This is a genomic window from Streptomyces sp. NPDC059092 (genome assembly GCF_042756365.1).
Classification (GTDB): domain Bacteria; phylum Actinomycetota; class Actinomycetes; order Streptomycetales; family Streptomycetaceae; genus Streptomyces.
This window is the reverse complement of the sequence record NZ_JBHZEJ010000080.1, coordinates 21,816-36,844: the sequence shown is the minus strand read 5'-3', so window position 1 is coordinate 36,844 and position 15,029 is coordinate 21,816. Positions and strand designations below refer to the sequence as shown.

7 protein-coding genes are annotated in these 15,029 nt (G+C 65.2%); 2 read left to right on the top strand and 5 right to left on the bottom strand.

Annotated elements, in window-relative coordinates; all coding sequences use genetic code 11:
- Positions 1–124 precede the first annotated feature (124 nt).
- Together ACFXPL_RS32280 and ACFXPL_RS32275 are read right to left on the bottom strand one after the other, a co-directional pair.
- Positions 125–1,329 (bottom strand): IS3 family transposase gene (locus ACFXPL_RS32280; RefSeq protein WP_384926319.1). Its coding sequence is split into 2 segments (ribosomal slippage): positions 125–1,038 and positions 1,038–1,329, totalling 1,206 coding nucleotides; the frame shifts between segments, so codons are not numbered across the junction.
- 223 nt (positions 1,330–1,552) lie between these two features.
- On the bottom strand, positions 1,553–1,849 hold the full coding sequence (locus tag ACFXPL_RS32275; protein ID WP_384926317.1) for a hypothetical protein: 297 nt from the start codon (positions 1,847–1,849) through the stop codon (positions 1,553–1,555).
- A 261-nt stretch (positions 1,850–2,110) separates the two neighbouring features.
- Here ACFXPL_RS32275 and ACFXPL_RS32270 point away from each other — a divergent pair, with 261 nt between their 5' ends.
- Entirely contained in the window at positions 2,111–2,524 is a 414-nt protein-coding gene (locus tag ACFXPL_RS32270; protein WP_384926315.1) for a DUF6086 family protein, read from the top strand.
- 119 nt (positions 2,525–2,643) lie between these two features.
- Here the strand turns inward: ACFXPL_RS32270 and ACFXPL_RS32265 are convergent, their stop codons facing one another.
- From ACFXPL_RS32265 to ACFXPL_RS32255, 3 genes are all read right to left on the bottom strand, one after another.
- Positions 2,644–4,164, bottom strand: coding sequence for an ISL3 family transposase (locus ACFXPL_RS32265; protein ID WP_384926313.1), 1,521 nt, complete (start codon positions 4,162–4,164; stop codon positions 2,644–2,646).
- 98 nt (positions 4,165–4,262) lie between these two features.
- The gene (locus tag ACFXPL_RS32260; RefSeq protein WP_384926311.1) at positions 4,263–4,571 is read right to left on the bottom strand and encodes a hypothetical protein; all 309 of its coding nucleotides are present in this window, start codon (positions 4,569–4,571) and stop codon (positions 4,263–4,265) included.
- Positions 4,572–4,772: 201 nt separating this feature from the next.
- Complete coding sequence (locus ACFXPL_RS32255) at positions 4,773–7,880, bottom strand: FG-GAP-like repeat-containing protein (RefSeq protein WP_384926309.1); 3,108 nt, start codon at positions 7,878–7,880, stop codon at positions 4,773–4,775.
- A 360-nt stretch (positions 7,881–8,240) separates the two neighbouring features.
- On the opposite strand from ACFXPL_RS32255, the gene ACFXPL_RS32250 reads away from it, so the two are divergent.
- Positions 8,241–14,606, top strand: a complete 6,366-nt coding sequence (locus ACFXPL_RS32250) for an RHS repeat domain-containing protein (protein ID WP_384926307.1) — start codon at positions 8,241–8,243, stop codon at positions 14,604–14,606.
- Positions 14,607–15,029 lie beyond the last annotated feature (423 nt).

The following is a 15,029-nucleotide window of genomic DNA, read 5'->3' as shown; positions in this document are numbered from 1 at the left end:
ACTCCGTACACCTCGGCGCAGTTGCACCACCCCGCATGGCGCAGGAGAAGGCCGGTCACCGTACCGAGGACCAGAGCGAGGGGTGAGGCGCGTGCGGGCCTTGACCCCGAATCCTGAACACGGGTTATGCGGCTGGTGCCAGCGTAGTTGGTGTGGGGTGGAAGGCGTTCTCGAAGGCGATTGGTGATCGCTGTCCGAGGCGGGAGTGTCGGCGCCGGGTGTTGTAGCGGTGGAGCCATCTGAAGGCGTCGAGTCGGGCCTCGCGCTCGTTGGGCCAGCTCTTTCGTCCTTGCAGGGTCTCGCGTTTGAAGGCCGCGTTGAAGGACTCGGCGAGTGCGTTGTCGGCGCTGGACCCGACCGAGCTCATGCTTTGCCGAACCCCTGCTGACCTGCAGGCTTCGGCGAAGGCCCTGCTCGTGTACTGGGCTCCGTGGTCGGTGTGCATGATCGATCCGGCGAGGCTGCCGCGGGTGCGGATCGCCGCGGCCAGGGCGTCGGTCACGAGATCCGCGCGCATGTGGTCGGCGATCGCCCAGCCGGCCAGACGGCGCGAGGCGAGGTCGATGACGGTCACCAGGTAGCAGAACTTACCGCCGTCGATGGGCAGGTAGGTGATGTCGCCGACGTACTTCGTGTTCGGCTTGCCCGCGGTGAAGTCCCGGCGGATCAGGTCCGGAGCCTTGGCCGCAGCCGGATCGGGGACTGTGGTGCGGTGCCTGCGGCGCAACCGGACCCCTTCGATCCCGGACTCTCGCATGATCCTGGCGACCCGCTTGTGGTTGACCGCCTCACCGTTCGTCTCGCGGAGCTCGGCGGTGATCCTGGGGACGCCATAGGTGCCGTCCGATTCGCGGTGCACCGCCCGTATCCGGGCGGCAAGCTGTGCGTCGGCCGCCTGCCGGGCGGCCCGGTCCGCGGCTGTCCGGCGCCAGTAGTAGAAGCTCGAGCGGCTGACGCCGAGGATGCTGCAGAGCCGCTTCACGCCGTAACGGCGCTGATGGTCAGCGACACACTGGAAGCGGTTCACCAGCGCGTCTCCCCGGCGAAATACTTGGCGGCCTTCCGCAGGATCTCGCGTTCCTCCTCGAGCTCGCGGACCTTCTTCCGCAGAGCCGCGTTCTCCGCCTCCAGCGGTGCCGGCGGCTGGGCCGGTTCCTGCGTCCGGCGTCCCCGTGGACGGCCTGCCCCGGCAGCCCGCACCCAGTTCCGCAGGGTCTCCGGATTGATCCCCAGATCGGCGGCGACCGACCTGATCGTCGCATCGGGCCGCGACTCGTACAGCGCGACCGCGTCCGCCTTGAACTGCGGCGGATAGTTCTTCATGACCACGAGATGTCCGTCCTCAGATCCTCAGGATCCAGTGTCTCGTGTGTCCAACATCAGGGGTCAAGGCCCGGCTGCCCTTCACCCGCTGGTCAGCACGCGCCAAGGGCGCAAACACCTCCCCAGCGAACTCCTCCAACCGGCCCCGACACGCAGCGAGTTCATCCACCCTCATACCAGCAGGAAACCACCAGAAGGGTCACTTGCCCAGAGACATAACAAAGCCCTACTAGTCGAAGCCGCCGCTCTGCTCCAGGTCATCCATGAACTGATCGTGCCACCTCAGCTCGCGCCCCCTGCCCGGACTCGTCAGGACGATCGTCTTCGCCTCACCAAGCGCCGTGGGACCCGCCCCAAGCAGCTCGCGCGTGATCACCACCGCATCGAGCACCTCGACACGACGCTCACTCAGCAGCCGCTGCACTGCAGCCATCCCGTTGTCACCCGCCAACAGCGGCCGGCACTCGTTGACGAGCACCTCCAGCCTGGCCGCCCTCTCCGGATGCAGCCCACTGATCGCCATCACGCCGTCCCCCTTCCCCCCGCGAGACCAGACTCTCCCTTGATCATCCCCGACGTCAGCGACTTCCGATCACCCACATGAGCAGGAAGAGCCACGAAGGCCAGAATGACACCATTTCTCGTGAACATCGGCGGGCACATCGACAGCCAACTGCCTCCCAGACTGCTGGACAAACGCTGCCCATTGAAGGGTTCTGGCTCACTTTCCGTGGAGGGCTGACTGACCGTAATATCGACCTCATATGACCAGCGGTGAGAGGCTGACGTGAGCCAGTACTACGACTTGGGCGACCGAACCCTGTGGAATCCGTCCAACGGGGCGTCGCGGCTGTTCATGAGCCAGGTCACCGTCTATCAAGCCGAAGTGGGGCTGCCATCCGGCATCGGCCCCATGGAAGCTGATGAGTGTCAGATCGACCCCATCACATTCGCAGTGTTCGTCGATGCCCTGCTCGCTTGGCATAGCAGAACCAGGCACACTGTCATGGCCACCCTGTCCGAAGGGTTTGTTGCCACGGTGCTGGCCTTGGCTGAGATAGCGAACATCGAGGTGAGCTGGCAGGCGGCCAAGCGCACTGAGAGCCACTATCTCAAGACGGCTTCGGATCCCTATGCAAAGGAGTGGACGACCGCACTGCAGCAGCAGTCACGGGAGCTCGTCCGACACATGACGTACTGAGCCTCATCTGCCAGCACCTCTTGCAACTCGGGAACGTGGCCCTACGTGTAGAGCAGGACACGCTTGCGGAGGAGATCGAAGCCGGCTCGGCCGAACATCTGGCGCTTGAGCATCTTGATTCAGTTGACGTGTCCTTCGACAACACCGGAACTCCAGGGCAGGGTAAGGCCAGCGATGACGGCGTCGCGGTCTCGGTCGATGCCTGCGGCGAGGCTGTGGAGACTGGGCAGGTCGTCCTCGCGGACAGCGTCGAGCCACCGCGGGAGCCGTTCGCCCTGGCGCTCGGTGAGCATCCGGGCGAAGCACCGCACGTGACCGGCGAGTGCATCGAGCTCGGGACACTCGGCCAACACAACCTTGAGCCGTACCTGTTCGAGCTCGGTAAGGGTTTCCGGACGGCTGAGAATCCATCGGGTCACCACCCGGGGCGCTGGCGGCCGTGCGGTGACCGGACGGGGTGAGGTCCGCTTCTTCCTGATGTAGGCGCTGACGATGCCATAGCTGCCCTGGTAGCCGAGTGGGACTATCTCCTCCCAGAGCTTCCAGGCGTTGGTGCAGCCTTCGTCCCAGCGCTCGTCGAGGTAGGGCTTGTACTCGTCAAGGGCGGAGCTCCGGTTGTACTGCCACTGGCCGCGGAAAAGCTCTTCGGGTCTCGCAGCGTCGGCAAGGCTCTTGACGGTGCGGTGGGTCATGTGGAGCTGGCGGCCGATCGCGCGGCGGCTGTGGCCGGCTTCCAGCATCGCGCGGACGGTAGCGTGCCTGGCCCGGATGCGGTTGGCGAACCGCTGGCTCTGCCACGGCGAGTCCGCTGTCTCCTCGGGGAACTCCTCGGTCCTCTGACCGACAGGCTCGGGGACCAGGACGCGTAGGCACTGGCGGTGGCGGGCGACGGCTCGCTCGGCTGCCTCGCCGAGGTTGTTCCACAGATGCCACCTGTCGGCGACCTGGACCGCTTGGGGCGCCCCAACCGTGGCGCCCTCCGCGAAGAAGGGAGCTCGATCTCGGCAGACGACCTCGATGCCCGGCCGTTCGGCGAGCCATCTGGCCAGGCTGGACGCTTTACGATCAGGCAGAAGGTCCACGGGGCGTCGGGTCTCGACGTCGACCAGGACCGTTCCGTAGACGCGGCCCTTTCGCGTGGCGTACTCGTCGACGCCAACCACCCGCGGGACCGGAGGTTGCGGCTCGGGCAGTGCGGCGACCAGCCGCAGCACGGTGCTGCGGCTGATGGGTACTCCGAAGACCCAGGCCATCCGTGCACCGGCCCGGCCTGCGAGCGCGAGGCCGACCGCGGCCAGCACCTGACGCAGGCGCTCGCTCCGCCGACTGTGCCGTCGGGTCAGCCCCAGCACCTGCTCGACGAACGTCAGCCGTCCGCACGAAGCACTCGGGCAGAAGAACCGGCGGACGTGCAGACAAACGATCACCCGCCGCCCCGCAGTAGGCACATCGGCTGGGAACCGCAGGTAGGAGCTGTGCACACGGCTCGACCAGCTCCCGCAGTCCGGACATTCCGAGCCGATCGTCGTCACGCGGACCTCGATGCGTATCGCCTCGTTGTTCACGTCTACCGACAGCACTGCCACGTCCGCGATCGACGGGAACAGCAGTTCCTTCAGCTGCAGCGTCGTTTCCTCCATGACGCCGAACTGTCAGCCACACCAAGGTCACCAGCGATCATTTTCGGGCAACGTCCAGCGGCTCATCCGAGCGTCAGCAATCACTCACCGTGCACGCCTCACGGAAAGTGAGCCAGAACCCATTGAAGTGAACGAAGCCAGCCGCTCGTCTGCGCGTACTCACACAGTGCATCATCGACGTCGAGCATGAGGGACATGTCGAGCTCGAGCGTGCTGCTCATGGAGCAGTCGACCGGCTCGCTCTCGAAACGGGACGTGAACGGGAGAACGAGCCGGTCACCGCCGGGCAAGGTGATCTCAAGTGGCTTTACGGCACGCACCGGTGGCGCCAGCTCGGCCAGACCGGCCAACACCCGGGCGACATTCCGAGGACGCAGATAGATGTCATAGCCGTAGACCAGCCCCACACTTCCCCTTGTCCCAGACCGAACCGCACCCGCTCACGAATCGCCACGGGCACCTGTCGGTTTACGAGTTGGTGCAGGTCCGGCCCCGCACGTAGCGGTCCTCGAGAGAGAAGCGTGGGAGTGCGGGGCCGGAGCTTCAGGAACTGCTCACCGGTGGCCCTTGAGTCTCTGGTCGGGGGTGCATCGTGTGGTGGAGGTTTGTTAGCTGATGGTCTGGTATCCGGTCCAGTCGCCTGCGACGGGGACCTTTGTCTTGCGGTCGGTTCCGAGGTCGAGGTAGGCGATCAGGCTTGATGCGCCGTCGGTTTTGCGGGTGTACCAGATGTCGAACGCTCCGCTGTGGTCGGCGTCGCCGGGTGAGGTGATGAGGGGGTTGGCGGCGACGGTGAACTGGCTGCCTGCCTGGATCTTGGTGCTGTGGTCGGCGAGGCCGTCTCCGTCGCCGCCGCTTCCCCGGTAGATGAAGATGTCGCCGGTGGTGCGGTCCCGGGCTCCGAGGTCGACGCGGCCGTTGCCGGTGGTGTCGCCGGGCGCGAACAGGTCCATGTTCTTCCAGCCGTCCGTGCCGATGAGGACGGGTTCGCGGTCGGTGTCGAGGCGGTTGTCGGGTGCTCCGTAGTAGAGCCACAGGAGGTTGCCGTTGCGGACGAGGAGGTCGGGGTAGCCGGGGATGTCGGGGGTTCCGTCGTTGTCGACGTCGAGGGGGCCGTCGACGTCGCCGATGGCGAGGATGTCGTCGGCGTCGCTCCAGTGGTTGTTCGCGGGGTCGTAGACGGTCAGTTCCTGGCGGTCGGTGGTGTCGCCCTCGCAGTCGGTGCAGGCGAATCCGAAGCCGTTGTTGGGGTGGATCCACAGGCGGCTGGTGCTGGTGGTGGTGTCCGGGCGCAGGGCGATGAGGTCTTCGTATCCGTCGCCGGTCCAGTCGCCCCGGTGGGTGATCTTCACTCCGGTCCAGTTGAAGTCGGAGGCGGTCTTGGCGTTGTCGGTGAGGGTGCCGTCTCCGGCTCCGTAGTAGCGGTGGAGGGTGCCGTCCTGGTCGACGGCCCACATGTCGGGGTTGCCGTCGCCGTTGATGTCACCGGGGGTGTCGGCCTGCTTGAGGCCGTTGGCGTAGAAGAGGTAGTCGGCGCTGTCGGATTTGTTGCCGGCCTTGTCCAGGCTGCGTGCGTAGAGGTGGTTGGAGCCGGAGGTGGTGGGGGTGAGTTTGACGCTGACGCTTCCTCCTGTGGTGGAGGGTGTTGCGGTGCATACGGTGGGGTCGGTGTCGCTCCAGTACTCGTACTTGGCGACGTCCGCAACTCCTCCGCTGGAGAGGGTGAAGGTTCCTTCGCTGCGTACGGAGCCGGTGCCGGAGGGCCAGCCGTCGGTGCCGTCGGGAAACTGGCTGGAGGCGATCACGGGCGGGGTGCTGGGCCGGTTGGGGTCGAACACGAACCGGCAGCCAGGTTTGCCCGCGGCGGGGGTCCAGTCCGAGGTGGTCTTGCCGTCGTCCGCCCGGGCTTTCCAGGAGAAGTTGCCGCCGGCTGTGCCGAGGTACTTGCTGAGGGTACTTTTGGTGATCTTCAGTTTGGCTACGGTGCCCGAGGTGACGGACACGGTCTGGTTGACGATCATGACGCCGTTGGGGTCGTCGTTGGGGTGGTGTCCGGTGGCCCAGAGGTTGAACTGGACCTTTACGGTGCCGCCGTCCTTGTCGGTGCCCTTGGCGGTGACGAAGATGTCGGTGTTGCCGATGAGGCCGTAGGGGGCTGTGTCTCCGCATCCTTTGGAGTTCTTCGTGCTGGGGATGGTGTCGAGGCCGGTGGGCGCGCTCGGGGGTGTGTTGTACTCGGTTGAGAGCACGGCGGACTTGGCGTCGAACTTCTTCCACCCGTACACGTCGGACTCGTTGTTGGCGGCGAGTTCGAAGATGATGGTGTTCCACTTGCCGGAGGCCGCGTCCTTGGCGCCGGAGGTGACGTCGAAGGCCAGGTTGCCTGCGGGGCAGCCTGATCCCCAGCCCTTGGCGTCGGAAACGCTGTCCAGTTTCTCCCTGCGGGTGGGGCGCTTGTTCCAGGTGGTCGAGGAGTCGATCTCGGTGGTGCGCCAGAGGTCGACGGGCCGGTGGGTGCAGGACCAGGACCAGGTGTTCTTGATCCGGAACGTCGACTTGAGGACCTGCTTGTCGGTGCTCCAGAGGTTCTTGGTGTTCATGCGGAAGTAGGAGCGGGCCAGGCCGTCGGTCTCGTTCTCGTATCCGGCGCGGGCGGTGGAGGTCGAGGAGCCCGAGCCGCCCCAGCCGGCACCGTTGAAGAAGGCGCTGTTGGGGTACTTCTTGTAGGCGATGGTCCACGAGTAGCGGGAACCCTCGACATAGGGGTCGATGTAGACCGGGTACCGGGTATCGGTGCTGGTCATCAGTTCCGTGTCGGGTGTCAGTTCCAGCGTGCCGTCTTTGACTTCGACGGGCATGGCTGCTTGCTGGGCGCCGTGTCCGGGTTCGAACTCGTCGGTGGCCTGCGGGGGGCCGGCCGGCTCGTCAGCGGTCCGGGCCGCCATCCGGGAGGCCGGGGCGTCGGTTGTGGTCGTGGTGCTGTCCCACATGCGGGGTGTGGGGGCGGTGAAGAGTTCCTGGCCGCCGGGGTTGACTGCACTGAGGTTGCCGTGCTCGTCCACAGTGACGTCAACGCCCTGGCTGGACATGCCGTATGCGATGGTCTTCAAGGCCGGGTTGGCCGCGGCCTGAGGGGACTTGACGACCAGGAGCTGAGCGAATCCCGAGGCACCGGCGCGCAGCTTCAGGTCTACGTCGGGCAGCACGTCCGGGTAGGTGGCGGTGTCGTCCGAGATCAGCGGTTCGGGCAGAGGAGTGGGCCAGGACAGGGAGAGGTTGCGGCCGTCGCGGGTGATGGTGGCCAGTGGCCCCCCGCCGCCACTGGAGAACTTGAGTCCCACGCCGGTGGCCGCGGGAGCGATCGTTCCGTCCGGGCCGCGCCGCAGGCTGGTGTCGATGTCCACCAGCCGGTTGCCCTTGCGGGCCCACTGGGCGGTGGCGAACCGCTCCTCGGTGAAGGTTCCTGACGGGTTGGCGAAGACCTGGGATGCCTCGGTGCGCTGCGAGAGCACCTCGACAGGCTCACCGGACTCGGCAGCCCGGGCGAGAGCCTTGGCCTCGGCGGTGGTTTCCGCGACCTCTACCGCTTCCGTCTTTGCCTCAACTGCGTTTGCAGGTAGGGCTGTTACGAGCGGAGTGGCTATTGAAAGGGCGAGTACTGCAGCAAGGGCGGCACTCACTGCGGCGCGTTTCAGTCTCTTCCGGTGGACTCTCATTACGCTTCCTTTTCCATTTACACACAGCGTTCCGCCGCACCCTATAACTCCGATCACCCGGGCCGTAAACGGACCGATGGAGTCACCTCGGGGGTCCACATCCACCAGAACAACAAAGAGAATGAATGAGACAAAATACATCACACCCTTCGATTACATTCCGTTTTAACTTGTACCGGTACGGTGAGAATGTGCAGTTCAGGGGCATCACACCGGCAACCCCGGGGAATCTTTTCTAGCTTCAGGTCTTTCGCGATTGTGGGCACGTCTGATATCGCCGACACCTCTCACCCACGCTCTTCCGGTCTTCTTACCGGAGGGGCTGTTTGCCGTTTCATTGCATGCTGCTAAGGTCCCTCCTTGGTCTTCACATTTATGAACTTCCCGTGGGGGGAATCGGTGCGAGGTTTGCGGGCGAAGTCGTTTCGCCGTTCCATGCGTGCGGTCAACAGACCTGTGCGCACTGTCCGTTGGGTCGCGCTGTCGCTCGTGGCCTATCTCGTGGTGGGGCTGCTGGGCGCTCCGGTGGCCGCCGCAGCCGAACTGGAGCTACTGAAGCTGAAGAGGCCCGACCCGGTCCCTACCTCCGCAGTCGGCAAGCACACGCTCGCCCGTCCCGACCGGACCACCCAGTACGCCCAGGAGAACGTGAAGGGGTCCTGGCCGAAGCCAGGTACCGCACGGATATCCGTGCCGCGCAGCGGTGTCGGTAAGGGCCGTGCCGGCTCCTTGCCCGTACAGCTGAGACCGTCTGATGCCAAGCAACTTGCCGATGGGCGTCCTGAGCAGGCGCAGGTGCAGGTGCTGGATCAGAAGACGGCCCACGCTCTGGGCGTCGATGGAGTCCTCGTGGCGGTCGAGCCTTTGGCGGGCGCTGCGGGGAAGGTCGACGTGCAGATCGACTACAGCGGCTTCCGGCAGGTCATCGGCGGTGACTGGGCATCGCGCCTGACGCTGCAGCAGCTGCCCGCATGTGCTCTGACGACACCGCGGGCCAAGGCGTGCGGTAGGGGCAAGATGCTGCAGACGGTCAACGACACGGAGCAGGCAAGCGTGTCAGCGCCGGTTTCCCTCCCGGCCGCGTCCGACGACAGCAGGCAGGAGACCGCTCCGGTTGGCAAGGCCGCGGCCTCCGATGCCTCGGTCACGGGCTTGTCGGCGAACCGCCAGACTGTTCTTCTGGCGGTCACGGCGGCAGCGTCCGGCGCGTCCGGCGATTTCAAGGCCACCTCTCTCGCACCGTCGGCCTCCTGGTCGGCTGGCGGAAGCAACGGTGGATTCGCCTGGACCTACGACATCAACGCCCCCGAGGTGCCCGGCGGGCTGCAGCCCGATGTGTCTTTGTCCTACTCTTCCCAGTCGGTGGACGGCCGCACGGCGGCGACCAACAACCAGGCCAACTGGATCGGTGACGGGTGGTCCATGGAGCCCGGCTTCATCGAGCGCCGGTACATCCCCTGCACCGAGGACACCAAGGACAGCAACGCCACCGGCAAGGTGGGCGATCAGTGCTGGAAGAAGGACAACGCCGTCCTCAACCTCGGGGGCCAGACCACCGTGCTGGTCAAGGATGACTCCGTCAAGGACGATCCTGAGGGCGAGTGGCGGCTGGAAGGCGACGACGGCACCAAGGCCGTCAAGCTCACCAGCTCCAACCGGGGCAACGGTGACAACGACGGTGAGTACTGGCGGGTGACGACTCCCGACGGTACCCGCTACTACTTCGGCTACAACCGGCTGCCCGGATGGGTCGAGGGCAAACCGGAGACCAACTCCACGTGGACCGTGCCGGTCTTCGGCAACCAGAGCGGTGAGCCCTGCCACGCCACCGCGTTCAAGGACTCCTGGTGCCAGCAGGCCTGGCGCTGGAACCTCGACTACGTCGTGGACCCGCACTCCGACGCCATGGCCTACTACTGGGAGAAGGAGACCAACTCCTACGGCCGCAACGTCAACGACACCACCGGCGCCTCCACCGCCACCGACTACACCCGGGGCGGCTACCTCAAGAGCATCGAGTACGGCCTGCGTTCGAACACCATGTACGGCAAGAAGGCGGCCGGAAAGGTCGACTTCACCGTCGCCGAGCGCTGCCTGAGCAACTGCGGCACCTTCGACAAGACCAACGCGAAGAACTGGCCCGACGTACCGTTCGACCAGTACTGCGCCCCGGGTACCGAGTGCAAGGACCGCTACTCACCGTCGTACTGGAGCCGCAAGCGGCTCACCCAGATCGACACCTCGGTCCTGACCGGTGGCACCTACCAGGCCGTCGACACCTGGAAGCTGGCACACGACTTCCCTTCCACCGGTGACGGCACCGACCCCGCCCTCTGGCTCAAGTCGATCACCCACACCGGCCACACCGGCACCGGCGACGTCACGCTGCCCGCGGTCACCTTCAAGGGCCAGCAATTGGCCAACCGCGTCGAAGGAGCCACCACCGGAGGCAACGCCGATCCCGTACCTCCCCTCGTGCGCTACCGCGTCTACGGCATCGACACCGAGACCGGCGGCACCATCGGCATCACCTACTCGGCCGCCGACTGCAAAGCCGGTGACGTCCCCTCCCCCGCCTCGAACACCCGCCGCTGCTACCCCGTCATGTGGTCCCCTCCGGACGCACCGGCCGCGGACTACGAGCCCTACCTCGACTGGTTCCACTCCTACGTGGTCACCCAGGTCCTCGAGTCGGACAACACCGGCGGAGCACCGGTCAAGCAGACCGACTACTCCTACCTCGACGGTCTCGCCTGGGCCAAGTCCAAGGACGACGAGTTCACCAAGGCCAAACACCTCACCTACGACAACCGCAAGGGATACGGACGCCTGCAGGTCCGCACCGGCGCAGGCGCCGACAAGCGGACGCTGAAGGAGTACCGCTACTTCCGCGGCATCGACGGCGCCCAGGTCAAGGACCAGGAAGGGATAGCAGTCACCGACCGTGCGGCCTTCGCCGGCATGACCCGGGAAGAAGCCACGTTCGACGGGGACAGCGGAAAGCTGATTTCCGCAACGAGCTACGAACCGTGGATGTCTGCAGCCACGGCGACCGAGTCCCGGCTGGAGGGACTGCCCGCGGTGAAGGCGTACGCCACCAGCATCGCCTCGGAGAAGACCCGCACCGCAGTGAACACCGGCTGGCGGACCACGAAGACAGACCGCACCTTCGACATCAACGGCCAGGTTCTCACAGAATCTCGGCTCGGCGACACCGCCAAGACCGGCGACGAAGAGTGCACCACCACCAGCTACGCACAGAACCCTGAGAAGAACCTGCTGACACTGCCGTCGGAGGTCAGGACCGTCGCAAAGGCCTGCAACAGCACGCCATCGCTGCCGACCGACCTGATCTCGGTGGCCCGTTACTACTACGACGGCGCAACCAGCCTCACCACCGCTCCGACCAAGGGTGACGTCACTCGCCTCGACGAACAGGACGCGGCCGGCACCGGCTACCTCACCGCTGCTACTACCACGTACGACCAGCACGGGCGGGAGCTCACCGCCTCCGACGCGGACGGCAACAAGACCACCACCGCCTACACCCCGACCGCTATCGAGCCCCCGACGCTGAAGACCGAGACCAACGCCCTCGGACACTCGACGAAGGTGGAGTACGACCCCGCACGAGGAATGGCCACCGCCAACGTAGACGCCAACGGTAAACGAACCGACGCCGTTCACGACGGCCTGGGCCGCGTACTCAAAGTATGGAACCCCGGCTGGCCCAAGGCCGATCACCTCACCCAGCCGTCCGCCGAATTCACCTACGCCATCTCCAAGACCGTCGCCAACTCGGTAGCGACCAGGGCCCTGGCGTACGACGGCACCTACTCCACGTCGTACACGCTCTACGACGGTCTGCTACGTGAGAGAGAAACCCAGGCTCCAGCCGTCGGCACCAAGGACAGGGTCGTCACGGAGACGCTGTACGACACCCGCGGCTTCATCTGGAAAAGCTACTCCCCCTACTACGCCACAGGCGCACCCTCGAAGTCCTTGGCGACCGGAGCCGACAACAAGGTCCCCGCCGCCACGGAGAACCTCTACGACGGAGCCGGCCGGGTCACCACCGCGATCTCCCGCACATTCGGCGACGAGAAGTGGCGCACCAGCAGCGTCTACGACGGTGACCGGACCACGGTGATACCGCCCAAGGGCGGCACCGCCACCACGGTCGTCACCGACGCCCGCGGCCGGATCACCGAACGGCTCGAATACACCAATACGCAGCGCACCACGTCACAGAAAACCAGCTATGCGTACGGCAAGTACAACGAGCCGACCGCGGTGACCGACCCGGCTGGCAACACCTGGACGTACACCTTCGACAATCGCGGTCAGCAGACCAAGGCCGACGACCCCGACAAGGGCGCGACGACCACGGTCTACGACAAGCTCGGCCAGGCCACCTCGACCACTGATGCCCGTGGCATCACTCTGACCACAAGTTACGACCCTCTGGGCCGTCAGCTTGATGCCAAGCAGGGCAACACGGTCCTGGCGAAGTGGACCTACGACACCATCGCAAAGGGCCAGCCGGCCAGCAGCAGCCGCTTCATCGCCGGCAAGGAGTACCGCACTGCCACGGACTCCTACAACGACAGCTACGAGCCACTCTCGAGCACCGTCACCGTCCCCGCCGAGGCGGGAGCGCTCGCAGGCACGTACACGTGGACGTTCGGCTACAACACGTACACGGGCCAGCAGGAATGGATCCGGCACCCCGCCGTCGGGGATCTGCCGAGCGAGCGCCAGACCACCGTCTACAGCGAGGGCAACCTCCCCCAGAAGACCACCGCAGGATCCATCACCCTGGTCAACTCCACCGCCCATGACGTGTTCTCTCGCCCTGTGCGCACCGAGTACGGAACGCTCGGCAAGAAGGTCTACAGGTCTCAGGTCTACGACGAGCACACCGGCCGCATGACCCGCCAGACCACCGACCGCGACCTCACCCCGCAGCGCATCGACGACACCACCTACGCCTACGACCCCGCGGGCAACGTCACCGGCATCACCACCACCAGCGGCCAGGACACCACCAAGAGCGTCGACAGCCAGTGCTTCACCTCCGACCTCCTGGGCCGGCTCGGCGAAGCATGGACCGCCAAGACCAACTGTGCCACGGCCCCGTCAACGGCCACGGTCGGCGGACCGGATGCCTACTGGCAGACCTATAGCTACGACACCCTGGGCAACCGCACCAAGCTCGTCGAACACGCCACCAGCCCACAGACCGGCACGGACGCCACCACCACCTACACGCATCCCGCGGCCAAGGCCGGGCTGCCGCACGCCGTGCAGCAGGCCAGCGTCCAGGGCGGCGCCAACAACGGACAGACGAGCGCCTTCTCCTATGACAAGGCCGGCAACACCACCGAGCGCGCCATCGGTTCCCGGACCCAGAAGCTGACCTGGGACTCTGAAGGGAACCTCGCCACGCTCACCGAAGCCGGCAAGACCACCAGCTACCTCTACGACGCCGACGGCAACCGCATGATCGCCAAGGACGCCGACGGCAGCCAGACCCTCACCCTCCCCGGCGGCAACGAACTCAAGGCCACCAGCGCAGGAACCAAAGAAGCCGTCCGCTACTACACCCACGGCGGCGAGACCATCGCCGTCCGCACCAGCAAGGGCTTCTCCTTTCTCCTCCCCGACCACCAGGGCACCGCGATGGCCGCAGTCGCCATGACCACCCTCGCTGTCACCCGCCGCAAACAGCTCCCCTTCGGTCAGACCCGCACCGAACAAGCCGAACAATTCCCCGGCACTCGCGGCTTCGTCCAAGGCACCAACGACCCCACCGGCCTCACCCACCTCGGCGCACGCGAATACGACCCCACCCTGGGCCGCTTCCTCTCCGTCGACCCCGTCATCGACATCAACACACCCGCCCAAATGAACGCCTACAGCTACGCCCACAACAACCCGGTAACCCAATCCGACCCCACCGGCCTCTGCCCCGCAGACCTTTGCGGCAACGGCTACCCCATCGGCGGAACCGGCACCAGCAAAAACAACCCCACCCGCTACGTCAAAAACGCGTCAACCGGCAACCGCTATGAACTCGGCTCATATATCGGAAAAAACGGCAAGGCCATCAGCACTTCGGGCTACAAATCCCCTCAGCAGGCTAAGGCCCAAGCCGCAGCCAAGGCAGCCGTCCAAGCACAAGCCGCAGTACAGGCAAAAGCCAAAGCAGCAGCACAGGCGCGAGCCGCCAAAGCCGCCAGAGAAAAAGCAGAAGCAGAGCGCCGCAAGAAGGACAGCATATGGGGCAGCATCACGTCAGGTGCAGGAAAGGCATGGGATGGTGCGGCCAGTTGGGTTCATAATCATCAGACAGCCCTCGGATGGGTTGGAGTAGGTCTTGGCATAGCCTCGATGATCACGCCCCTCGGCTGGGTCGCCACGGCTGCGATGGTTGGCGGTTTCGCGTTGGGTGCAGTGACGACGGCCGACTCCTGTGCGTCCAGGCAGTGGGGAAGCTGCGCCATCGGCGTGACGAGCCTGGGATTGGCTGGTGCTGGAGTGGGAGCGGCCAAGATGGCGAATTCGGCGGCTAGAGAAGCCGTCGGACAATGGCTTCCGAAGCGTATACTTCTCAACGCCACCTCCAAGCTCGCCCGAGGAATCAGTCATGGTTTCAACAGCCAATCCATCATATGGACAGGCGCTGGAACTATATCTGGTGGAAACATGACAGACAGAGACTGATGGAAATCCGGGGAGATCTCAAGGATGACAGACAGCACGCTTGACGTGACAGATTTGAAGCAAGGCGACAGGATCCCTTGGGGGGCCCGAATCCGTCTACGGCGCGCCTTCAGCAGAGGCCGCACTGGTGTCCTACTCAGTGCAGATATCCGCGAACCACCTCGCAGCATGTCGCCGAATTGGAGCACCGTGTGGATCAGGAAGGATGAAGAGTCTCTTGCGGCATGCAGCAAAGTTGAGAGGCTTCCCAAATTCGTTGATCTCGATCCAGGGGCACACCGACTAAGCTTCATCGTGACTCGAGGCGGAAAAAGGGGAACGTCTTTCACCAGGACCGTCACCCTGCAGCACGGAGACATCCTTGTCGCACTCTGCGAGCCTATCCAACCGAACGTCTTCTACAAGAAGAGTCCGACTGCCGAT

Bases quoted from the DNA above. Each gene is read 5' to 3' on its own strand.
- ACFXPL_RS32265 (WP_384926313.1), bottom strand. From the start codon at position 4,164: ATGGAGGAAACGACGCTGCAGCTGAAGGAACTGCTGTTCCCGTCGATC.
- ACFXPL_RS32255 (WP_384926309.1), bottom strand. From the start codon at position 7,880: ATGAGAGTCCACCGGAAGAGACTGAAACGCGCCGCAGTGAGTGCCGCC.